We start from the raw sequence: 21591 nt of genomic DNA, 5'->3' as shown, positions 1-21591 counted from the left end.
ATGCGCGCGCTCAATCTGGATTTTCAGCCGCCTCGCCGTTCGAGCCCTCTGGGCTGGAGCCTGCTGGTGGCCGGTGTGTTGCTGGCAGCGGGCTGCCTTGTAGGGCAGCAGCATTTCAGTGCCCAGGCCCGACAACAGCAAGGCGACCTGCAGACCACCCAACACGTGTTGACCGGCAACAGCGGTGCCAAGGGTGGCCTGACGCCAGCGCAAACCCGCGAACAGGCGCAGAACCTGGCAGAGATGCGCAAGGTTTCCCAGCAATTGCGCCGCCCGTGGGAGCGTCTGTTTGCCACCCTGGAAAGCCTGCCGCTGGACAACATCGCCTTGCTGACCCTGACCCCGGATGCACGCAAGGGCCAGGTGCGGATCAGTGCCGAAGCCCGCGACCTGGAAGCCATGCTCGACTTTCACCGGCGCCTTGAGGCCAGTGACGAGCTGTCCGATGTGTCACTGCTCAGTCACGAAATCGTCGCCAACGTGCCGGAACACCCGGTGCAATTCAACCTGTCGGCAACCTGGGAGATAGGCGATGCAAATCCCTAGACTGATCATTTACGAGTACCTGCAACGCCTGGGCGTTCCCGGCCTGGCCGGCGCGGCGCTGGTGCTGGTCGCGCTGGTGTATGGCCCGGCCGTGCTGATGCCCGACTGGCAAGCGCTGCAGCAGCTCAATCAACAGACCCGTGAAGCCAGCGAGTACCTGGCCCGTGTCGAAGACGGCAGTGTGGCGGCTCCGGCCGGACCACAACGCCAGCTCGACGATTTTCGCAGCAAGCTGCCGTCCCAGCCCCAGGCAACCGTGGCCATCGACAAGATCTACGCGCTGGCCGCCCAGGAGCACATCACCCTGGCCCGTGGCGAATACTCCCTGGGCATCGACCCCAAGACTCACCTGGCGCGTTATCAGATTTTGCTGCCGGTGCGCGGCAGTTATCCGCAACTGCGCCGTTTCCTCCACGCTTTGCTGGGGCAGTTGCCTGCGGTGGTGGTGGAGGACGTGGAGTTTCAACGTAAAAAGATCGCCGACACCGACCTGACTGGCCGGATCCGCATGACCCTTTATCTGTCGAGGTCATGATGAACACTAAACGCGTGGTGGGCTGGGCAGGATTCTTCGCCGTGGCTGCGGCGCTGACCTGGGGCGCCGTGTACCTGCAACCGGCAGAGGAGAGTGACGATCAGCTCGTGGTCGCCACCCCGGGGGGCAAGGGTCCTTCCACTCTGCGGGGAGCCTTGCCCGCCGCACCGGCCACGGTCAAGGCAGCACCGATTCGCGACCTGAGCCCGGTCGGCGACCTGTTTTCCGCGCACAGCTGGAAAGCTGCAGCGGTCCTCGCCACGGTCATCGAACAACCCGTTGACGTAACCCCGGTCGAACAAGCCCCGACCGTACCGCCCATGCCCTTTCAATTTGTCGGCAGGCTTGATGATCGTCGCGACCTGCAAGTGTTCTTGCAGGACGGAGAAAAAATATACGTCGTGCGCAAAGGCGACGTAATCGACAAGACGTGGCGGATCGAGGGCATTTCCGATGTGGAACTGAGCGTCGTGTACCTGCCGCTGCACTTGTCTCAGACACTGTCTGTGGGGAGCTCGCAATGAACCGATCCCGTTTGATGATGAGCCTTGGCTTATGCGCCGCGCTCGTCGCGTGCAGCACCGCAAAGGTCGCACAAAAGGAGGCGAACGAGTTGATCGAGGCGGGCCAGTACGAAGCTGGCCTGGCGCGGATCGAGGACGGACTGCGCGAGAACCCCCGCGACACCGAATTGCACCTTGCCTTGAGCCATGGTCGCGCCCGTTCCATTACGGCGCTGATGACCGAAGCCGACCAGGACCGCGCCAAGCGCAGCTTTGCGGCAGCCCGCATGGGCTACGGCCGGGTCTTGACCATCGAACCGAACAACCGGCGTGCCCAGGACTCCCTGCGCCAACTGGACTACCTGCGCAGCATGGATGAGAAGCTGGAACTGGCCCGTGGCGACCTGCGTCGCGGCGACATCTACGGCGCCGACCGTCAGGTCAAACAGATCCTGGAACTGGACCCGACAAATGACGGCGCCCTGGAACTGCAAGGCAACATTCGCCTGGTTCAGAGCCGCAATGTCGTGCAGTACCCGCAACTGCGTACCCGTCTTGACCGGCCGGTGACCCTGGAGTTTCGCGATGCCAACCTCAAGACAATCTTCGAAGTGCTGTCCCAGGTTGCCGGTCTGAATTTCATCTTCGACAAGGACCTGCGCCCGGACATGAAAGCCACCATCTTCGTGCGTGACGTGCGTATCGAAGACGCCGTGGCCTTGCTGCTGCAGCAGAACCAGCTGCACCAGAAAGTGGTGAACGAAAACACTTTGCTGATCTACCCGGACTCGCCGCAGAAGCTCAAGGACTATCAGGAGCTGGTGATGCGCACCTTCTACCTGACCAGCATCGACGCCAACACCGCGCTGAACATGATCAAGACCATGCTCAAAACCCGCGATGTGTTTGTAGACGAGCGCCTCAACACCCTGACCATGCGCGACAGCGAAGATGCGGTTCGCATGGCGGAAAAACTGCTGCAATCCCAGGACCAGTCCAACCCTGAAGTGGTGCTGGAAGTGGAAGTCATGGAAGTGGCCCGCCAGCGCATTCTCGACCTTGGCCTGCAATGGCCGAACACCTTCGGTGTATTGAACAGTGCGGGCGGGGACGTGACGGTACTGGATCAACTCAAAGGCATCACCTCCAGCCGGATCAGCATCTCGCCATCGCCCCAGGCCAAGATCAACGCTCAGGACAACGACATCAACACCCTGGCCAGCCCGGTGATCCGGGTCAGCAACCGCGAACAGGCCCGTATCCACATCGGTCAGCGCGTCCCTATCATCAGCGCCACCGCAGTGCCCTCGACCCAGGGCCCGGTGATCACCGAGAGCGTCACCTACCTGGATGTCGGCCTCAAGCTCGAAGTCCAGCCCACCGTGCACCTGAACAACGAAGTGGCGATCAAGATCGCCCTGGAAGTCAGTAACGCCACGCCGCTGCAACCCACCCGCCAAGGCACGATTCCGGTTCAGGTCGACACCCGCAACGCCCAGACCACGCTGCGCCTGCATGACGGTGAAACCCAGATTCTTGCCGGGCTGGTGCGCAACGACCATGGCGCCAGCGGCAACAAAATCCCCGGGCTGGGTGACATTCCCTGGCTGGGCCGGCTGTTCGGGAGCAACAAGGACACCGTTGGCCAATCGGAGCTGGTGCTGTCGATCACCCCACGCATCGTGCGCAACCTGCCGTACCAGAGCCCTTCGGACATGGAGTTCCCGACAGGCACCGAGACAAGCATGCACATACAGGCCCCTGAGCGTGGGATGGAACCGGCGACCCGGACCGAAATCATCAACAGCCCGATGGCTGCCTCCACCCAAGTTTTCGTAGAGAAGCCTTGATCATGAACGCCTCGCAACGTGGTTTTACCTTGATCGAAGTCGTGGTGACGCTAGCCCTGATCGGCCTCCTGGCCGGCATGGCGGCGCCGCTGACCGAGACCGTGGTGCGCCGGGGCAAGGAGCAGGACCTGCGCACGTCCCTGTACCAGATTCGCGATGCCATCGACGCCTACAAGCGTGCGTTCGACGCCGGTTACATCGAGAAGTCCCTGAACAGCAGTGGCTACCCGCCGAACCTGCAAGTGCTGGTGGACGGAGTACGTGATGTGCGCAGCGCCAAGGGCGCCAAGTTCTACTTTCTGCGGCGCGTGCCCCATGACCCGCTGACCTCCGTCAAGCGCGACGACGAGGGCGGTTGGGGGCTGCGTTCCTATGACAGCTCGGCGCAAAGCCCGCGTGAAGGTGAGGACGTGTTTGACGTGTACTCCAAGGCCCGGGGCAAAGGGCTCAACGGCATTGCGTACCGGGAGTGGTGAGCTTATGCGCCGGGAAAAAGGCTTTACCCTGCTGGAGCTGATGGTGGTCATGGCAATCATCGCCACCTTGATGACCATCGCCTTGCCGCGCTACTTCAACAGCCTTGAGGCCTCCAAGGAAACCACGCTGCGCCAGAGCCTCTCGGCGATGCGCGAAGCCCTGGACCACTACTACGGCGATACCGGGCACTACCCCGAATCCCTTGAGCAATTGGTGGAACAGCGCTACTTGCGCAATTCACCCATGGACCCGATTGCCGAACGCAAGGACACCTGGGTTGTGGTTCCACCTCCCGAAGGCGTGGCGGGCGGGGTGGCAGACATCAAGAGCGGTGCTACAGGGAGGGCGCGTGATGGCAGTCTTTATTCCGAGTGGTAAGCCGTCAGCCGAGGGCGGGTTCACCTACCTGGGCGTGTTGTTCCTGATCATGGTCATGGGCATGGGATTGGCCAGTGCTGGCCAGCTGTGGTCGACCGCCGCGCGCCGCGACAGCGAGCGCCAGTTGCTCTGGGTTGGCACTCAATATGCCCAGGCGTTACGCAGCTACTACCGCGCCTCGCCGGGCCTGGCCCAGTACCCGAAAGCCCTCGAAGACCTGTTGCAGGACGAGCGTTTTCCCGATGCCAAACACCATATCCGCCAGCTCTATCCAGACCCGATCGGAGGCGGCGAGTGGACCCTGCAGCGCGGTTTCGACGGTCGTATCACGGGGGTCAGCAGCCCCTCTACCGTCAAGCCGCTCAAGCAGGCGGACTTTCCCAGCCAGTGGTCGGACTTCAACGGCATGGCCAGTTACAAGGACTGGCAGTTTGTGGCCGAAAAAGCCTTTCTCGACGGCACCCCACAGCGGGCCAAGGGGCAGTCCGGCGGCCTGCAGGGGGTGCAGCCATGAACGGTCGCACATTGGCCGCCGTGGTCATGGCTCTGTTAATGCCGCTTTCTGCTGCCAGGGGAGACGAAGAAATGCTCGGTTTTATCGTGGATGACACGATTTCACACATTGGCCATGACTTTTACTACTCGTTCAGTGAACGCCTGCGTGCCACCAGCCCGATGGATTTCAACCTGGTGGTACGCGAGCGACCTTCGGCGCGCTGGGGCAGCCTGGTCACGGTGGAATATCAGCAACGCCTGGTGTATCGCCGCTTCCTGGCTCCCAACACTGTGGAACTCAAGGACGAAGCCTACGAGGCCGCCGACCTGGTCCGCATGCAGATTGTCCAGCGCAAGCTGGAAACCTTGTTGCAAGACACCACGGACCTTGAGAGGGACGAATTATGAAAACAAAATCACGTTCGCAGCGTGCCTGCCTCTGGCTGTTATGCCTGGGAGGGTGTGGCCTGGCCCAGGCCACAGAGCTGGTCTACACGCCCATCAACCCGTCGTTTGGCGGCAACCCGTTGAACGGCACCTGGTTGCTGAACAATGCCCAGTCACAGAATGACTTTGACGATCCCGACATCAAGGCGCGCATCACGCCTGTCGGGACCTCGGCCCTTGAACGCTTTACCAGCCAATTGCAGTCGCGGTTGCTGGGGCAGTTGCTGGACAACATCTCCACCGGCAACACGGGGAGCCTGTCCACTGACGCTTTTATCGTCAACGTTACCGATGATTCCGGTGCACTGACCATTGTCGTGACCGACCGGGCGACCGGTGAAATCTCGGAAATCCGGGTTAATGGCCTCGCTCCCTGATGGGGCTTTGGGGCGATGGGGAGTAATGGACATGAAGACAATACTGATGCTGGGGCTATTGTGTGTTGCGTTGCAGGGTTGCAGCCTGCGTGACACGGTATCGGCCGAACAGGACACCGAGGCACCGACCCTGACACCCCGGGCGTCGACCTACTACGACTTGCTGAAAATGCCCCGGCCCAAAGGCCGCTTGATGGCGGTGGTTTACAACTTTCGCGATCAGACCGGGCAATACAAACCGACGCCGGCCAGCTCGTTTTCCACGAGCGTCACCCAGGGTGCGGCGAGCATGTTGATGGACGCCATGCAGTCCAGTGGCTGGTTCGTGGTGCTTGAGCGTGAAGGCCTGCAGAACCTGCTGACCGAGCGCAAGATCATTCGTGCCTCGCAGAAAAAAGCCGACACCCCGGTCAATATCCAGGGTGAGTTACCCCCCTTGCAGGCGGCAAACCTGATGCTCGAAGGCGGCATCATTGCCTACGACACCAACGTGCGCAGCGGCGGGGAGGGTGCGCGGTACCTGGGCATCGATATTTCCCGTGAATACCGGGTGGATCAGGTGTCGGTCAACCTGCGGGCGGTGGACGTGCGCAGCGGCCAGGTGCTGGCAAATGTCATGACCAGCAAGACCATCTACTCGGTAGGCCGCAGTGCCGGGGTGTTCAAGTTCATCGAATTCAAGAAACTGCTTGAGGCCGAAGTGGGTTACACCACCAACGAACCGGCGCAGCTGTGTGTGTTGTCGGCCATTGAATCGGCTGTCGGGCACCTGGTGGCCCAGGGTATTGAGCGCAAGATGTGGCAAGTGGCGGGGGACAGTTCAACCCCATTGCAGAACGAGACACTGGGCCGTTACCTGACCCAGCACAAAGTCGACCCTGACGCTGAATGACCGAACTGCAGATGGTACAGCCGCAGTGAGTCAGGAACACTGCGGCGTCAGCCTCGCAGGCAAGCCAGCTCCCACAGGTTTTAAGGTGCTCACAGCATCCGCGCCCTGACACAAAACCACCTGCTGTGGGAGCGGGCTTGCTCGCGAAGGCATCACCTCGATGAGCCTGAAGCACAGCTCCCACAGGTTTTAAGGTGTTCACAACATCCGCGCCCTGACACAAACCCACCTGCTGTGGGAGCGGGCTTGCTCGCGAAGGCATCACCTCGATGAGCCTGAAACACCGCGTCGTGAGCATCGCAGGCAAGTCAGCTCCCACAGGTTTTAAGGTGCTCACAGCATCCGCGCCCTGACACAAACCCACCTGCTGTGGGAGCGGGCTTGCTCGCGAAAGCATCACCCCAATGAGCCTGAAACACCGCGCCGTCAGCATCGCAGGCAAGCCAGCTCCCACAGGTTTTACAGTGCTCACAACATTCGCGCCCTGACACAAAACCTCATGCTGTGGGAGCGGGCTTGCTCGCGAAGGCATCACCTCGATGAGCCTGAAACACCGCGTCGTGAGGATCGCAGGCAAGCCAGCTCCCACAGGTTTCAAGGTGCTCACAACATCCGCGCCCCGACACAAACCACACCTGCTGGCCATGGCAGGCACTCTGTTCGCACAGCCATAAAAAAACCGCGGCCCTGTATGAAGGGGGCCGCGGTTTTTTTACCTCGGGCTTATTGCTGAAACACGGTCGCCTGGTTGGCCGAGCCGGATTGCTGCACGGTCGCCAGTTGCGTCACCCCACTCTGGTCGACACGGGCGATGTTGCCTGTCCCGCCCTGGGTCACGTAAGCCACGTTCAGAGTGTCGGCCTGTTTGACCGTGATCTGGTTGTCACTGCCATACAGCTGTGCGGTGAACGCCTGGTTGCCACTGCCGGACTGCTCGAACGTGGTGCTGTTGCCGTTGCCGTTGGAGAAGCCCTGGGCCAGGTTGGTGGTGCCGCGCTGGTCTGCGATGAGGATGTTGTCGCTGCCGTTCTGATCAAAGTACAGCTCGTTGTAGTTGTCGGCCTGGCTGATGGTGGTTGCGTTGCCAGTGCCTGACTGATGGGTCGTCATGATGTGGCCGACGCCGTCCTGGGTGAAGCTGGCCACGTTGCCACTGCCCACCTGGTTGACCGTTGCCCGTTGGTCTTTGCCGAACTGACCTCCCGTTTGCGGGCCTTTCCAGTTGCTGGCGTAGACTTTGTTGTCGCTACCCAGGGAGGTGGCGGTCAGCACCTGGTTTTCACCGGCCTGATAGGTGAAGTGCACGTTGCCCGTGCCTTCCTGGTACAGCGCCAGTGTCGAGTTGACCGATTCAAACTGGTCGGCGTAGATGGCATTCAGATCACCCACCTGCAGGATCTGGGCAAAGTTGTTTTCGCCAAAGCTCTGGTCGACCACCGCTTCGTTGCTCAGTCCGTACTGATTGATGGTGGTCAGGCTGCCGGTCTGGGTCTCTTGCCAGACTTCGGTGCCGTTGTAATCGCCATACTGGTTGACCGTCACGTTACCACCCAGGCCGTTGCGCTGATCGGCGTAGGCGTAGTTGCCATCGCCTGCCTGGTTGATATCGATCTGGCCGGCGGTGTGGAACACTTGCTCAGCCGTACCGTAGTTGGTGTTGCCGTACTGGATGACCAGGGCATTGTTGGCGACGCCCGGAGAAATCTGCTCGATATAGGCTTCGTTGCCGTCACCGAACTGCAGGGTTTTGCCGGTGGTACCGTCCTGGCTGTCCTGATAGATAAACGAAAAGTTGCCGACGCCTTGCTGCAGTTGCAGCGCGACGCTGCCCCCTTCGCCGATCGACTGGCTGGCGTGGCTGACGTTGAAGGATCCGAGCTGTTGCTGGGTGATGGTGCTGAAGCTCTCGTACAGTTGCTCGCCGTACGCTGCGTTGTAATCACCTTCCTGATGCTGCTCGATGGGGCTGGTCGCGTGGTCCTGTACGGCGGCAGCGTCGTTGCCCTGGCCTGACTGCTGCTGGTTGGCCGTGCTGAACGGGGCCTGGCTTTGCTTCACATCGGCAATGTTGGCCGTCCCGTACTGGTTCTGAGTGGACAGGCTGTCGTCAGCCATGGTCTGGGCACTGACAATGACCAGGATGGCGGCGGTGAGGGGCGTCAGTTTGAACATGATGAAACCTCCAGGTAGCGCAGTGCTTTAACGATATTGTTTGACTGAAACGCTCATGCCATTCCCGGCCTGGTTGACGGCGCTTTGCAGCCCCGAACCGGCTTGATCGATGGTGGCGTCGTTGTTGTTGCCGTTCTGGGATATCTGCGCACGGTTGTGACTGCCGCTCTGGCTGATGTCAGCGCTGTTGCCACTGCCTTGCTGGGTGATCATTGCCATCAGGTCGTTGCCCTGTTGCAGGATGAAGGCTTCCTGATTGCTGCCGGACTGCACAATGGTGCCCAGCAATGACTGGCCGTTCTGTTGCACGTTGGCGGTATTGGCCTGTCCGTACTGCTGGATCAATGCCTGCTGGCCAACCGGCGCGGGCAACTCGCCAAGGTCGGACGCGGCGCCTAGGTCGTCGTTTTCCATCAAGTCATCGGCCTGCGCGCCCGTGCCGCAACCCAGCGCAAGCATGCAGAGCAGGACGACGGTTGAAGTGTTCATGGGGTGTCCTCTGGCAGGAGTTGCGCCCCATCAGCGCACGGCTGATGGGGCGCAGGCTCAGTTCGCGGTAACCGACACGGTACGTACGGTGCCTTGGGACGAGGTGATGGTCGCGGTCGGGTTGGCCGACGGCGCCACGGTGGTGATGTTGTTCACCGTCAGGCGCCAGCGCCCGGTCACCGGTACCGTGGTAGTGCCCAGTGTTGCCAGCCCGGTCGGGGTGCTGACCTGGATGGTGATGGTATTGCCGGTGACGACCGATGATGTACCGGCAAAGTCCCAGGTGAAGCGGTTGTTGGAGCGTGCCGAGACGGTTGCCGTGGTGACGGTAAAGGTTTCCGCCGCCGGTCTTGGCGAGACTTGCACGGTTACCGTGGCGGGTGCGGTAGCGACCGCTCCCAGGCTGTCCCGTGGGGTGTAGGTGAAGGTCGTGGTAAAGGCCGCTGTCACCGTGGCGGGCGGGGTGTACGTGAGTACCGTGCCATTGCTGGTGACTGTGCCGCGACCCGCTGCCGGTTGGGTGAAGCTGGCGACTGCCAGCGGCAGGTTGCCTTCCGGGTCGGTGTCGTTGGCCAGCACACTGATCGGGATGGCGACACCCAGGGTCGCGACGGCATCGTTGACGCCGACGGGAGGCCGGTTTGGCGCAACGGTAATGCTGACGGTGGCTGCCGTGGTCGAGGCGAGGCCTTTGATGTCCTGTGCCTTGTAGGTGAAGGTGGCGGTCAGCGGTGCATTGACCACTGCCGGTGGGGTGTAGATGACCGCGGTACTGCCGCTCAGGGCCACTGTGCCTTGCCCGGCAGGGGGCTGGGTCAATGCGGTGATGCTGAGCGGTATGTTGCCATCCGGGTCATTGTCGTTGGCCAGCAGGTTAAGGGTGATCGGCACGCCCGAGCTGGTACTGCCGGTATCGGCAATGGCGATCGGCGGCTGATTGGCGCCGATGTTCGGCGCAGTCCCCACAACCACCACGGGTTCGGTGTCACTGCCCCCTGCTGCAGATTTGACGGTGACACTGGCTGGAGGTTGAACCAGGCCGGCGACGGTTATCTTCTGCAAGGTACCGGTTTTGGACAGGCGTCCGTAGCCTTGGGCAACCATGTCTGGAATGGCCACTTCATCGGTTGAGGTAGCCTCGATCACCAGGCTTTTGTTGTCCCAGCTGTAGCGCGCAGTCTGGATTTTCACCAGGTCGGTCAGCTTGCTCGACACCGAGGTCGGGCGTGTGGTGCCGGTGGGGTTGGTGGCCGTCACCACCACGACCGGTGGCACGGCTCCGGTGAGCAAGCGTTGCCCGAAGAAGAGGCCATTGTTGTCGCCAATCAGGTTGGTCTGGCAAGGCGACTGGGGTGGCCCTGCGACCAGGGCAATGGATTCGCGAAAGCACACGGACGAGGTGTTCGCGCCCTTGGCGAACACTTCGACCCGCGTATTGCTGCCAGCGCCGGCAGTGGTCCGTCGGTAGGTCGCGCGTGAAATCTCGACCGGCGTTTGCGCCCGGTTGTCGAGCACCTTGCCAGCGACACTGAAAAGGCTGGTCTGGATAGTGCCCGTCGGCCCGGTGATACGCACGAAGTTGGTGTTGTTGGGGCTGCCGGTCACGAGTTCGGTGAGGTTGGGGTCACCCACGAAGGTTTCGACGGCGCCGGTGTCCGGGTTCACTTCGGTATAAGGCCCGTTGACGCTGCGCAGGAACGGCCCGATGGCACCGTTTACCGCGCCGCTGAAGTTGCCCGGCGCCCCGATGCCGACGTCGCGGGTAATGTTGATTGCCCTGCGCCCCGGGGTGGTCACGTTGACGGTTTCCACGCCATAGGGGTGGGTAATGGTGTAGACCCCCGCAACGGGAACCGAGACCCGGATGCGGATGCGCGCAAAGCTCTGCTGGTCGCCGTCCACCGGGTTTTCCGAGGCGAAGGCGGCTTCGATCCCGGCCACGTAGGCATCCATTTCAAAACCGCTGTTACCCACAGCGGGAATGGTGGCTTCGGCCAGGAACCAGAAGGCTTCTGGTGGCCAGTTGTCCGGAAACACCATCGGCTGGGTGTCGTCGTAAATGCCCGGCTCCGGCAGCAGCGTGCACATGTAGGCCGGTGGCACGCTGACCGCTACCCGCGAGCTGGCAGCGCGGGACTGGCACAGCTCCATCGACAGCAGGTTTTTGTCCTGATACCACATGGGGAATTTCCCCGTGGCGAAGGTGTAGGGGCCAGGGTCGACGGCTGCGAGTTGAGCGAATGCGCTGCCGGTCAGCGATAGAGTCAGTCCCAGGGCGTTGAGCGCCAGGCGTGGCCAATTGTTCATGATGCCTCCTGATGGGGGTCTGGGCATGTGAGCGTTCATTGCACAATGACCACTTCTTCGATATCGCTGCCGCCATTGGATGACGTCACGCGGACTTTGGCTGGCGGGATCGGCGAGATGCCCGTGGTCAGCGTTTTCACCGCTGCGCTGCCACTCAAGGCGCCGATGGCAGCACCGGTGCCGGACGTGGCGGTAAGGGCCGGCGGCGAGGTTTCATCGCTGGTCGTGGCCACGAGGGTCAGTTGCCCGGAACTCAGGCTGTATTCGGCACGCTGGATCACCACCAGGTCGGTCAGTGCCATGGGCAGGGTGGTCGGCGTACTGCTGGCAATTGCCAGATGGTTGTCGGCCGTGACTTGCAAGGTGGTTGGCAAGGTCGGATTGACCGGGTTCTGGACGTACCAGCTCCCGGTGGTGTCGGCCTCGGTCAGTTTCAGCTCCGGGGTGCTGCTGCTAAGGGAAACAGTGGCCGGAGGCGGAGGTGCCAGGACAAACACATCCTGCTGGGCGATGGGGGCGCTGGCACCCTGTTTGCGTGAGTAGGTGCTGCGTTGGGTGATCAACGGTGTTGGCCGTACCACGGTGGACAATTTGCCCGAGACGGCAAACACCGTACTGCGCAAGTCCAGCCCGCCGGGGCCTTCGATGCGGATGTAGTTGGTGTTGAACGGACTGCCGGTCACGGCTTCGGTGAGGTTCGGGTCGCCGATGAACTGTTCGGCGCCACCGCTCACCGGGTTGGTTTCGGTGTAGGGGCCGTTGACGCTGCGCAGGAACGGCCCGATATCGCCCTTGAGGGCGCCATCGTAGGTTTTGGGGGCCCCGATGCCGATGTCCCGGGTCATATTGATTGCCCGGCGCCCAGGGGTGTCGACGGTGAACACCTCGATACCGTAGGGGTGGGTGATCACGTACGTACCGGCAGTGGGCACATCGACGCGAATCCGCACGCGGGCAAAACTGATCTGGTCACCCTCGATCGGCTCATCGGCGGCGAAGGCCGCTTCGATGGCCGAGCCGTAGGCCAGGTTGATCCCCCTGGCGGCATCGACGATGGTGCCGTCAGCGGTGAACCAGAACGCTTCGTCAGGGAAGTTGGTGGGAAACACCACGGGCTGCGCATCATCGAACACGCCGGGGGTTGGCAGCAGGTTGCACATGTAGGTCGGTGCACCCGGTGTGCCGGGCACCCGGGAACTCACCGCTTTGGACAGGCACAAGTCGAGGGTGCGGCCGTGGCTGTCCTGGTACCAGGCGGCAAAGCCGCCGTTGGCAGGTGTGTAAGGCCCGGTGTCGACTGCAAACAGCGCTGCCTGGGAAATGCTTTGGGCCAGGGCGCTGACGACCAGAACGGCCGCCGTTTTGGACAGTAAAGGGTGCATGTGTATTCCCTCTAATGGAAACCTGCCCCTCGGAGGTGGGCCAGTTAGGAGGGTTTTGGCAAATTCCATACCAACAGCCCGCAATGCCCCTGAAAGCCCCGGCTACAAGCGTCTCGCGGCGTTGAGCAGCTCAACAGCCAGGTTTTCAGGACGGGCATTTGTCCCCACACCTGGGGTCAGTTGGGGGCCAGCGGGGGATGGTGGTGAGTCACACCCAGAGTCGGGCAAACGCCCATAAGTGGGCTATAACCCTAGAGGGGACAATGTTGGAAGCAACGTCTATGAGTGTGCTGACTAAAACACTTCGGGTCGTCCAGGCCAAAGAGCGCAGGGATTCACGCAAGCCCGCGTTCAACATGCTGCGCTGGTACTCACTGATCAGCCTCGCAGTGATCGGCACAGTCGCGGCAGCACTGGGCGCCGTCTCGACCCAATTCGTGATTGCCGAGAGCGTCCACCGCGATGCGTTGCTGACTTCCCAGTTTATCCAGGCGATTGCCTCGGCCGAGGTTCGCCATGTATCCATCCCCAATGTCAGGACCATGGGTGAATTGCTCGATCCGCGCCAGGACAAGGACTTCCCTGACGTCGACCCCAAGGCACGCGCCAGCGCCCGAGGTGAGTTCCTGGATCATATCGAGCACTTGCCGGACGTGATCCTTGCCAACATCTATGCCCCTGACCGCACTGTCATCTGGTCCACCAACCCGGAGTTGATCGGCACCACGATCCATGCCGACGAAGACCTGGACCTGGCCTTCAACTCCAAGACGCCCGTGTCGGCCAGGTATCACAATGTCGATGAAGCCCGTATGGAACAGAAGTTCTTGGTCCCGCCGAAATACGTCTTTATCGAAAACTACATTCCGTTGTTCGATGCCGATGGCGACAAGGTCACGGCGATGGTCGAGATCTACAAGGAACCCAGCGACCTGATCGACCGCATGGTCCGGGGATTGCTGCTGATCTGGCTGGCCACTGCCGTGGGCGGAGGGCTGATTTACCTGGGCCTGTACTGGATCGTACGCCGGGCCGCCATGCTGCTTGAGGCCCAGCAAAAACAGCTGGTGACCAACGAAACGTTTGTCGCCCTGGGGGAAATGTCCTCGGCGGTTGCCCACAGTCTGCGCAACCCGTTGGCGACCATACGTTCCAGCGCCGAGCTGGCGCTGGAGTTCGACGGTGGCGCCGCCCACAAGAACATAAACGACATCGTGCTTCAGGTTGACCGGATGTCCAAGTGGGTTCGCGAACTGCTGCAGTCCCTGCGCCCGCTCAGCGGTGAACCCGAACCGGTGAATCTGGTGGCGGCGTTGTATGAAAGCCTGGTGGCTTTTGAACCGCAGATTGCCAAGGCCTCGATCCGGGTTGAATTCGAGCCGCACTCCACACCGCTAGTGCTTAGCCAGCAGCTGCAGTTGAACCAGATTCTCAACAGTGTGTTGTCCAACGCTCTGGACGCGATGGACAAGGGTGGAACCTTGACTGTTTTGCTGGTTTCAAACGATGCCTGCAGCGTGAGCGTGGTGTTGAGTGACAACGGCAGAGGCATGAACGAGGAGCAGCGCAGTATGGCGTTCCGTCCTTTTTTCACCACCAAGCAAGGCGGGCTTGGGGTGGGGCTGGTGCTGGTCAAGCGGACCATGGAGCGTTACGGCGGCTCGGCAAGCCTGCAAAGTTCAAAGGGCGAGGGGACGTGTGTGCACCTCACTTTCAAGCTGATCCCCCAGTAAGCGGGTGTGAACTTTCCCCATTAGCGGGTGTATCCCCCGGGGGGATTCACCTGATTCTCTAAATTATCTGTATGTAAGCTGTTGTTTTATATGTACTTATTTTATTTGTAAGTAATTGTTTAAAATTGGCCGACTCCTTGCACCGTCCCCATTACCCCCTTTATGACTTCGAGGCGGCTGGTGATGGACACAAAAGCGCGATTCCCTTCCAAGTGGCTCGGTGTGCTTGCTCCGCTGAGCGTTCTGCTGACAATGATCCTTGGCATCACGCCTCTGCGTGCCAGCCCCATTGATGATGAGCGACAGCCCGAACCTTCGGACCCGTCCGCTTTTTACGACGAACCGGCGGATGAACCGGCAGCGTTGAACGCCATCCTGACCATGCCGGAAGCCAACCAGGACTCCTTCGATCTGCCCAATGGGGTCAAAGGCACCCGCGCAACCGAGCGTCAGGAGAACGCCTTGCCGCCCGCGCAGCAGACCAGTTTCAATTACCCCACCAACGGCAAACCCAGCCCGTTGTTCGGGGCCCAGCCGTTTACCCAGCAGTTGGTGCTGTTCGAAGAGTTCGGTCCGGAAAAACTGGACCCCACCACACCGGCAGCGCCTCTGGGGTTTCCGCCCGCAGCGATCGGCCCGCTGCCGCAACAGGATCCCGTCAGCGTGGCACGCAGTGCGCCACCCGGTGCGGCCCTCGACGCCTTCCTGCGCCAACCGGGGCTGACCCCGTTTCCCAGCCAGTTTTCCAATGTCGTGGATCGCAATCCGTGGCAGGCGCAGATCGAGTTCTTTCTCAACCGGCGCATAGGTTCGTCTGCAGAAGGGCGTCCGCCAGGAAAGGGCTGGTCCCATCAGCGCTGGAACGAGTTTTACCCGCAACTGGCCTACAAGACAGTGCAGACCGGGGCGCGTGTCAACGGCGGCCTGCGGGACAGTCGGCAGATGCACGGCTATGCGCTGGGCGAGTTCGGCCCCGGCGGCCTGTACCACAACGTGGCGGGCGTACCGGCCACCGATGGCACAGCCAAAGGTGTTGATGCACGCTTTCACCCGAGCATGCCGGTGCAGAACCACAACTCGGTGTGGACCTTCGACGGCACCTTGCCACCGAAGTTGTTGATGGTGCGCTACGGTCAGCCGGTGCTGATGCGGCACTACAACGGCTTGCCGATCGACCCGTCGGCCAACATGGGCTTTGGCCTGCACACCATCAGCACCCACGAACACAACGGTCACGCGCCAGCGGAAAGCGACGGCTATGCCAACGCGTTTTTCTTCCCTGGCCAATATTACGACTATCGCTGGCCGATCCAGCTGGCCGGCTACGACAGCATCAACACCGATGCCCATGATCCTCGGGCTGCGTTCCCGTGTTCGCCCGGTGAAACCCTGTGGACCAACGATATCAAGCCCAGTCGCAAGACCTGCGAAAATGGCACGATCAAGATCCGTGGCGACTGGCGCGAGACCATGAGCACCCATTGGTTCCACGACCACATGCTCGATTTCACCGCGCAGAATGTCTACAAGGGCAACGCGGCGATGATGAACTACTACAGCGCCCTGGACCGTGGCAACGAATCGGTGAACGACGGTGTCAACCTGCGCTTGCCCAGTGGCAGCGCGCTGGCGTGGGGCAACCGTGACTACGACGTCAACCTGGTACTCGCCGACAAGGCCTGGGACGCCAATGGTCAGCTGTGGTTCAACCCGTTCAACACCGATGGTTTCATCGGCGACCAGATGCTGGTGAACTGGCAGTGGAAGCCGACGCTCGACGTGCGTGCCCGCAGCTACCGCTTCCGGATCCTCAATGGTTCGGTGTCGCGCTATTTCAAACTGGCCATGGTGCGTGAAATCAAAGGCACCAGCGGCGAGTTCCAGGGGCCAAAAGGCTCTGGTGTCTCTTATGCCCGCGTGCCGTTTCACATGATCGCCAACGACGGCAACATCATGGAGCACAGCGTTCCTTTTGACGGCTCAATGGACCTGGATGCGGACGGCGACAAGCAAAATCACAACGCAATCCTGCCGACCCAGGGCATTGCCGAACGCTTTGACATCATCGTCAATTTTTCAAAAAACGGTATCAAGCCAGGGGACAAGCTGTTCCTGGTCAATCTGCTGGTGCATGACGATGGCAAGGGCCCCAAAGAACCTGTAGCACTGGGCGATGTGCTCTCCGAAAAATACCTGGCGGTGATCAAGCAGTCGAGCAAAGGTCCGCAGTGGGACAAGGGGGATCCGGCGGTGGGCAAGGTGTTGCAGTTCAACGTCAAGGCCTACACCGGCCAGGATTTAGCCATGGACCCCGCCGCCTATGAACCCGCGAAGCCGGGCAAGGCTGAAGGCCTGGTCATGATCCCGCTCAAGCTGCACCGCGACAATGCGGCAGACAAGGCCCTGCTGGCCAAGGCCCGCCACCGGACGTTCATCTTCGGCCGCTCTGACGGCACCGACGAAGCGCCCTGGACGGTCAAGACCGATGGCGGCTTCGGCTACCACATGGACCCACGGCGGCTCAATGCAGCCACCCAGTTGGCCAGTGGCCCCACCGATGCAGGCACTGCCGGGTTCGGCACGCTTGAGGTGTGGAACATCAAGGCTGGCGGCAAGGGCTGGAGCCATCCGGTGCATGTGCACTTCGAGGAAGGGATCATTCTCAGCCGGGGCGGCAAGGCGCCACCTGAATGGGAAAAATGGGCCCGCAAGGACGTGTACCGTATCGGCTCGGAAAAGGACGGCCTGGACAGCGTCGAGATGGCGATCAACTTCCGCGAATTTGCCGGCACCTACATGGAGCATTGCCACAACACCCAGCATGAGGACAACTCCATGCTGCTGCGCTGGGACATCGAGAAACCGGGGCAATTCCAGTTGATGCCAACGCCGTTGCCGAGCTGGGACGGGGTGCGCTATGTGAACTCGGCGGCATTGCCTACTTTCCGCAAAGGCGATGGCGTGGGCCCTCAAGTGCAGGTGACCAAATGAACCTTGGGGGAGCCGACGCAGCCCTCTGTCGCGCACTGCGCATGCACCTGGTGTTGCTGGTCACCTGCCTGCTGGGGACCCAGGTGTGTGTGGGCCACGAAGCCGAGCCGGCAGCACTCAGCGAACAGGTAACGCCCTGGGGCGAAGACTACTTCCCCAACACCCTGCTGACCGACCAGGACGGTCGGCAGGTGCGCTTTTTTGATGACATGATCAAGGGCAAGGTGGTGGTGATCAATTTTATCTTCACCTCGTGCAGTGACTCCTGTCCGCTTGAAACGGCGCGCCTGCGCCAGGTGCAAAAATTGCTGGGTGATCGGGTCGGCCAGGATATTTTCTTCTACTCCATCAGTATCGATCCCTTGAGCGATACCCCCCAGGTGCTCAAGGCATACGCGCAACGCTTCAAGGTAGGGCCAGGCTGGCAGTTTCTTACCGGCGAGTTCGACGCGGTCACCGAACTGCGGCACAAGCTGGGGTTGTTCATTGACGGCGTGGACAATGGCCGGACCAAGGATCACAACCTCAGCCTGATCGTGGGCAATCAGCAAACCGGTCGCTGGATGAAGGCTTCGCCCTTTGAAAATCCGTGGATTCTGGCCGATCAGTTGGCCAATACCCTGCAAAACTGGAAACAGCCCAGCTCCGAAGAAAGCTATGTCGATGCCCCTGAAATTCGTCCCCCAAGCAACGGTGAAGAGCTGTTTCGTACACGTTGCGCCTCGTGCCACAGCCTGGGCATGCAGGACGGGCAAGGTATCGGCATGCGCAGTATCGGGCCTGACCTGATCGGTGTGACACGACAGCGCGACCCGGCCTGGCTGAGTCGCTGGATTCGCGAGCCGGACCGCATGCTGGCGCAGAAGGACCCCGTGGCGCTGGAACTGTTCGAGCGTTACGGCAAGATCCCGATGCCCAACCTGCGGCTGGATGAAAACGCGGCACAGGCCATTATTGGCTTCCTGCAGGAAGAGACGGATCGACAGCAGTCTCTGTCTGCACAAGCGCCGTAGGGGCAAAATAGCATCATTGTATCGCCCGTCTTGAAAATGGGCGCCTACACTGACTCTGAACTCGAATGCAAAGGCTCAGATCAGCAACCGGGGAACACCCATGCCGTTACCCGAAAAGATAGAAGCTGACCCCAACGCGCAACTGCTAAAACGTGGGCGGTTCAACCTGCTGCGCTGGTTTTCGCTGGGCAGCTTTCTGATCATTGCCGCCGTCGCCCTGGGGCTGGGCCATATCTCCACGCGTTTTTTGGTCGAAGAGAGTATTGAGCGGGACTCGATCCTGACCGCGCAATTTATCCAGGCCATAGGCGCGGCAGAAATCCGCCATGCCTCGATTACGCCGGGCCGCACCATGGGTGAAATGCTCGACCCGCGTCAGGACAACGCCTATCCGGATGTTCCGCCCGAGACGCGGGCCACTGCGCGCACCGAGTTTCTTGACCATGTGGAGCATCTGCCGGATCTGCTTTTGGCCACGGTTTATGCCCTTGATCGCACGGTGGTGTGGTCGACCAACCCTGAACTGGTGGGCGTGCGTATCGAAAATGACGATGAGCTGGATCAATCCTTCGAAATGAAGGAAGCGGTATCCACCAGCTATCACCAGATTGACGACGAGCGTCCTGAACAACGGCTGCTGCACGAACCCGATTACCTGTTCGTCGAAAACTACATCCCGATGTTCAACGCCGACAAAAGTCACGTTATCGCCATGGTTGAGATCTACAAGGAACCTACGGATCTGGTCGCGCGCATCCAGCGCGGTTTCAAAAGCATCTGGCTGGCGACGATTCTGGGCGGGCTGGTGATCTACCTGGCGCTGTTCTGGATTGTGCGCCGCGCCGCCCGGTTGCTCGAAAGCCAGCAAAAGCAACTGATCGCCAACGAAACGTTTGTCGCCTTGGGGGCCATGTCTTCGGCCGTGGCCCACAGCCTGCGCAACCCGCTGGCAAACATCCGCTCAAGCGCCGAACTGTCCCAGGGCCTTGCCAGCCAGAGCGCACAGAAAAACATCGGGGATATCATCAATCAGGTCGACCGCATGTCGCGCTGGGTCCGTGAGCTGCTGGTGTCTTTGCGCCCGGCCACGGAAGAGTCCGAGGCTGTGGATCTGGTGCTGGCGCTCGAAGACACCTTGAGCGCTTTCGAACCCCTGATCCGCAGTTCGAATGTCGAAGTGCGGTTCAACGCCCCGGCGTTCGAGCCGGTAGTCAGTCAACAAGTGCTGCTCACGCAAATCCTCAACAGCCTGTTTGCCAATGCCCTGGAGGCCATGCCCAAGGGCGGCGTGCTGACGATCGACATCGAATCCTCGCAGCCGGGTCAATTGAGCATGACCTTGAGCGATACGGGTAAAGGCATGAGCCCGCAGCAGCAACAGATGGTTTTCAAACCGTTTTTTACCACCAAGCAAGGCGGCCTGGGTGTCGGCCTGGCGTTGGTTAAAAGAATCATGGAGCGCTTCGAAGGTTCGGTCGAACTGACCAGCCGAGAGCAGGAAGGAACCCGCGTGCGACTCAACTTTAAAGTGGCAACGGGAGAAGAATATGGAACACAGCATTCTGCTGGTCGAGGATGACGAACTTTTAGCCGAGAATATTCAGACTTATCTGGAGCGTAAAAACTTCGAGGTGACGATCTGCCATTCGGCTGAAGAGGCGCTGGAAAAAATGACGGCCTTCACCCCGGACGTGGTGTTGACCGACAACTCGCTGCCGGGCATGAGTGGTCATGACCTGATCCAGAAGCTGCGCGACAGCGCGCCGGATGTGAAAGTGATCATGATGACCGGTTACGGTAACGTCGAGGATGCGGTCATCGCGATGAAGGAGGGCGCCTTCCATTACGTCACCAAGCCGGTGGCCCTGGCCGAGCTCAAGCTGTTGTTGGACAAGGCCATAGCGACGGACCGTATGGAACGCACCCTGTCGTTTTACCAGGACCGTGAGGCGCAAAAATCAGGGGTCCAGGCGTTGATCGGCGAGTCGGCGCCCATGCAGTATCTCAAGGGCACCATCTCCCAGTTGCTCGACGCCGAGCGCCGCATGGCCAACACCGACCTCCCGCCGGTACTGGTGGAAGGTGAGACGGGCACAGGCAAGGAGTTGGTGGCGCGGGCGCTGCATTTCGACGGGCCGCGCAGCAAAGGCCCGTTCATTGAATTCAACTGTGCATCGATTCCGTCCAACCTGGTGGAGTCCGAGCTGTTTGGTCATGAGAAAGGTGCCTTTACCGATGCAAAGGACCGTCGAGTGGGGCTGGTAGAAGCGGCCGATGGCGGTACGCTTTTTCTCGACGAAGTAGGCGAAATGGACCTGCTGCTGCAAGCCAAGCTGCTCAAGTTGCTGGAAGACCGGACCATCCGCCGTGTGGGCTCGGTCAAGGAGCGCAAGGTCGACTTGCGGGTGATCAGCGCCACCAATTGCAACCTGGAACAGATGGTCCAACAGGGTAAATTCCGTCGTGACCTGTTCTTTCGGCTGCGCATCATTTCCATCAAGGTGCCGCGACTGTACAGCCGGGGTCAGGACATTCTGTTGCTGGCGCGGCACTTCCTTGCCAGCCACGGCAAGCGCTATGGCAAGCCGCTGCTGCATTTCAGCCACCAGGCCGAAGAACTGCTGCTCAGTTACAGCTGGCCGGGCAATGTGCGTGAACTGCGCAACATGCTTGAGCAAACGGTGTTGCTGGCTCAGAGCGACACCATTGCTGCGAATCAACTGAACGTGTGCCTGAGCCTGGTGGATGAGCCGCCGATGCAACAGGAGGTGCAGCATCAGGAACCACGCCCGGTGTACAACGGGATGGAGTCGATGAACCTGCCCGAAGTAGAGCGGGACATGGTGCGCAAGATGCTGGACAAGACCGACTGGAACGTCACCAAGTCGGCCCGTCTGCTGGGGCTGAGCCGGGACATGTTGCGCTACCGGATAGAAAAGCTTGGCCTGGAGCGCCCGGACAAACGCCAGTGGTGAGTGCAATGCCGGGCACTACTATCTGTGGC

At 60.8% G+C, this 21591-nt stretch carries 19 protein-coding genes; 15 read left to right on the top strand and 4 right to left on the bottom strand.

Annotated features, from left to right (window positions below; genetic code table 11):
• From AC19YQ_RS21325 to AC19YQ_RS21280, 10 genes are read left to right on the top strand one after another with little or no spacing between them, the layout of a single operon-like run.
• Positions 1-546, top strand: a complete 546-nt coding sequence (locus AC19YQ_RS21325; RefSeq protein ID WP_133079438.1) for a PilN domain-containing protein — start codon at positions 1-3, stop codon at positions 544-546.
• Entirely contained in the window at positions 533-1081 is a 549-nt protein-coding gene (locus AC19YQ_RS21320) for a GspMb/PilO family protein (protein ID WP_219261740.1), read from the top strand. Before AC19YQ_RS21325 ends, AC19YQ_RS21320 begins: the two co-directional genes overlap by 14 nt.
• The gene (locus AC19YQ_RS21315) at positions 1081-1605 is read left to right on the top strand and encodes a hypothetical protein (protein WP_500595883.1); all 525 of its coding nucleotides are present in this window, start codon (positions 1081-1083) and stop codon (positions 1603-1605) included. The genes AC19YQ_RS21320 and AC19YQ_RS21315 overlap by 1 nt, the downstream gene beginning before the upstream one ends.
• Complete coding sequence (locus AC19YQ_RS21310; RefSeq protein WP_133079441.1) at positions 1602-3434, top strand: secretin GspD/PilQ domain-containing protein; 1833 nt, start codon at positions 1602-1604, stop codon at positions 3432-3434. Before AC19YQ_RS21315 ends, AC19YQ_RS21310 begins: the two co-directional genes overlap by 4 nt.
• A gap of 2 nt (positions 3435-3436) precedes the next feature.
• A complete protein-coding gene (locus AC19YQ_RS21305) occupies positions 3437-3910 on the top strand; it encodes a prepilin-type N-terminal cleavage/methylation domain-containing protein (protein WP_133079442.1) in 474 nt (157 codons plus the stop codon).
• Between the two features lie 4 nt (positions 3911-3914).
• Positions 3915-4289 carry a type II secretion system protein gene (locus AC19YQ_RS21300; RefSeq protein ID WP_339475695.1) on the top strand — a complete coding sequence of 125 codons (375 nt, stop codon included), beginning with the start codon at positions 3915-3917 and terminating at the stop codon, positions 4287-4289.
• On the top strand, positions 4264-4803 hold the full coding sequence (locus tag AC19YQ_RS21295; RefSeq protein ID WP_133079444.1) for a type II secretion system protein: 540 nt from the start codon (positions 4264-4266) through the stop codon (positions 4801-4803). The genes AC19YQ_RS21300 and AC19YQ_RS21295 overlap by 26 nt, the downstream gene beginning before the upstream one ends.
• 26 nt (positions 4804-4829) lie before the next feature.
• Positions 4830-5192, top strand: a complete 363-nt coding sequence (csgE, locus tag AC19YQ_RS21290) for a curli production assembly/transport protein CsgE (protein WP_339475922.1) — start codon at positions 4830-4832, stop codon at positions 5190-5192.
• Positions 5189-5608, top strand: coding sequence for a curli assembly protein CsgF (locus AC19YQ_RS21285; RefSeq protein ID WP_133079446.1), 420 nt, complete (start codon positions 5189-5191; stop codon positions 5606-5608). Before csgE ends, AC19YQ_RS21285 begins: the two co-directional genes overlap by 4 nt.
• A gap of 31 nt (positions 5609-5639) precedes the next feature.
• Complete coding sequence (locus AC19YQ_RS21280) at positions 5640-6500, top strand: CsgG/HfaB family protein (RefSeq protein ID WP_500595882.1); 861 nt, start codon at positions 5640-5642, stop codon at positions 6498-6500.
• 723 nt (positions 6501-7223) lie between these two features.
• Here AC19YQ_RS21280 and AC19YQ_RS21275 read toward each other — a convergent pair.
• Genes AC19YQ_RS21275 through AC19YQ_RS21260 form a run of 4 tightly spaced genes read right to left on the bottom strand, consistent with a single transcriptional unit; the run spans position 7224 to position 12850 of the window.
• Positions 7224-8672, bottom strand: coding sequence for a curlin (locus AC19YQ_RS21275; RefSeq protein ID WP_133079448.1), 1449 nt, complete (start codon positions 8670-8672; stop codon positions 7224-7226).
• 27 nt (positions 8673-8699) lie between these two features.
• Positions 8700-9161 carry a curlin gene (locus AC19YQ_RS21270; RefSeq protein ID WP_500595881.1) on the bottom strand — a complete coding sequence of 154 codons (462 nt, stop codon included), beginning with the start codon at positions 9159-9161 and terminating at the stop codon, positions 8700-8702.
• Between the two features lie 57 nt (positions 9162-9218).
• On the bottom strand, positions 9219-11468 hold the full coding sequence (locus tag AC19YQ_RS21265) for an Ig-like domain-containing protein (protein ID WP_339475690.1): 2250 nt from the start codon (positions 11466-11468) through the stop codon (positions 9219-9221).
• A gap of 35 nt (positions 11469-11503) precedes the next feature.
• Entirely contained in the window at positions 11504-12850 is a 1347-nt protein-coding gene (locus AC19YQ_RS21260; protein WP_500595880.1) for a hypothetical protein, read from the bottom strand.
• A gap of 281 nt (positions 12851-13131) precedes the next feature.
• On the opposite strand from AC19YQ_RS21260, the gene AC19YQ_RS21255 reads away from it, so the two are divergent.
• The 5 genes from AC19YQ_RS21255 (at position 13132) to AC19YQ_RS21235 (ending at position 21562) form a co-directional block, all read left to right on the top strand.
• Positions 13132-14583, top strand: coding sequence for a sensor histidine kinase (locus tag AC19YQ_RS21255; RefSeq protein ID WP_500595879.1), 1452 nt, complete (start codon positions 13132-13134; stop codon positions 14581-14583).
• 183 nt (positions 14584-14766) lie between these two features.
• The gene (locus AC19YQ_RS21250; protein ID WP_500595878.1) at positions 14767-17574 is read left to right on the top strand and encodes a multicopper oxidase domain-containing protein; all 2808 of its coding nucleotides are present in this window, start codon (positions 14767-14769) and stop codon (positions 17572-17574) included.
• Positions 17571-18587, top strand: coding sequence for an SCO family protein (locus tag AC19YQ_RS21245; protein WP_500595877.1), 1017 nt, complete (start codon positions 17571-17573; stop codon positions 18585-18587). The genes AC19YQ_RS21250 and AC19YQ_RS21245 overlap by 4 nt, the downstream gene beginning before the upstream one ends.
• 100 nt (positions 18588-18687) lie before the next feature.
• On the top strand, positions 18688-20166 hold the full coding sequence (locus tag AC19YQ_RS21240) for an ATP-binding protein (RefSeq protein WP_133079455.1): 1479 nt from the start codon (positions 18688-18690) through the stop codon (positions 20164-20166).
• Positions 20135-21562, top strand: coding sequence for a sigma-54-dependent transcriptional regulator (locus AC19YQ_RS21235; RefSeq protein WP_500595876.1), 1428 nt, complete (start codon positions 20135-20137; stop codon positions 21560-21562). Before AC19YQ_RS21240 ends, AC19YQ_RS21235 begins: the two co-directional genes overlap by 32 nt.
• The last annotated feature ends 29 nt before the right edge of the window (positions 21563-21591 follow it).

The sequence above is a fragment of the Pseudomonas sp. MF06569 genome (assembly GCF_059862735.1).
This window is presented reverse-complemented; position numbering and strand designations above follow the sequence as displayed.

Excerpts from the sequence above, each read along its gene's own strand:
- AC19YQ_RS21325 (WP_133079438.1), top strand. The coding sequence starts at position 1 with ATGCGCGCGCTCAATCTGGATTTTCAGCCGCCTCGCCGTTCGAGCCCT.
- AC19YQ_RS21320 (WP_219261740.1), top strand. The coding sequence starts at position 533 with ATGCAAATCCCTAGACTGATCATTTACGAGTACCTGCAACGCCTGGGC.
- AC19YQ_RS21315 (WP_500595883.1), top strand. The coding sequence starts at position 1,081 with ATGAACACTAAACGCGTGGTGGGCTGGGCAGGATTCTTCGCCGTGGCT.
- AC19YQ_RS21310 (WP_133079441.1), top strand. The coding sequence starts at position 1,602 with ATGAACCGATCCCGTTTGATGATGAGCCTTGGCTTATGCGCCGCGCTC.
- AC19YQ_RS21305 (WP_133079442.1), top strand. The coding sequence starts at position 3,437 with ATGAACGCCTCGCAACGTGGTTTTACCTTGATCGAAGTCGTGGTGACG.
- AC19YQ_RS21300 (WP_339475695.1), top strand. The coding sequence starts at position 3,915 with ATGCGCCGGGAAAAAGGCTTTACCCTGCTGGAGCTGATGGTGGTCATG.
- AC19YQ_RS21295 (WP_133079444.1), top strand. The coding sequence starts at position 4,264 with ATGGCAGTCTTTATTCCGAGTGGTAAGCCGTCAGCCGAGGGCGGGTTC.
- csgE (WP_339475922.1), top strand. The coding sequence starts at position 4,830 with ATGGCTCTGTTAATGCCGCTTTCTGCTGCCAGGGGAGACGAAGAAATG.
- AC19YQ_RS21285 (WP_133079446.1), top strand. The coding sequence starts at position 5,189 with ATGAAAACAAAATCACGTTCGCAGCGTGCCTGCCTCTGGCTGTTATGC.
- AC19YQ_RS21280 (WP_500595882.1), top strand. The coding sequence starts at position 5,640 with ATGAAGACAATACTGATGCTGGGGCTATTGTGTGTTGCGTTGCAGGGT.
- AC19YQ_RS21275 (WP_133079448.1), bottom strand. The coding sequence starts at position 8,672 with ATGTTCAAACTGACGCCCCTCACCGCCGCCATCCTGGTCATTGTCAGT.
- AC19YQ_RS21270 (WP_500595881.1), bottom strand. The coding sequence starts at position 9,161 with ATGAACACTTCAACCGTCGTCCTGCTCTGCATGCTTGCGCTGGGTTGC.
- AC19YQ_RS21265 (WP_339475690.1), bottom strand. The coding sequence starts at position 11,468 with ATGAACAATTGGCCACGCCTGGCGCTCAACGCCCTGGGACTGACTCTA.
- AC19YQ_RS21260 (WP_500595880.1), bottom strand. The coding sequence starts at position 12,850 with ATGCACCCTTTACTGTCCAAAACGGCGGCCGTTCTGGTCGTCAGCGCC.
- AC19YQ_RS21255 (WP_500595879.1), top strand. The coding sequence starts at position 13,132 with ATGAGTGTGCTGACTAAAACACTTCGGGTCGTCCAGGCCAAAGAGCGC.
- AC19YQ_RS21250 (WP_500595878.1), top strand. The coding sequence starts at position 14,767 with ATGGACACAAAAGCGCGATTCCCTTCCAAGTGGCTCGGTGTGCTTGCT.
- AC19YQ_RS21245 (WP_500595877.1), top strand. The coding sequence starts at position 17,571 with ATGAACCTTGGGGGAGCCGACGCAGCCCTCTGTCGCGCACTGCGCATG.
- AC19YQ_RS21240 (WP_133079455.1), top strand. The coding sequence starts at position 18,688 with ATGCCGTTACCCGAAAAGATAGAAGCTGACCCCAACGCGCAACTGCTA.
- AC19YQ_RS21235 (WP_500595876.1), top strand. The coding sequence starts at position 20,135 with ATGGAACACAGCATTCTGCTGGTCGAGGATGACGAACTTTTAGCCGAG.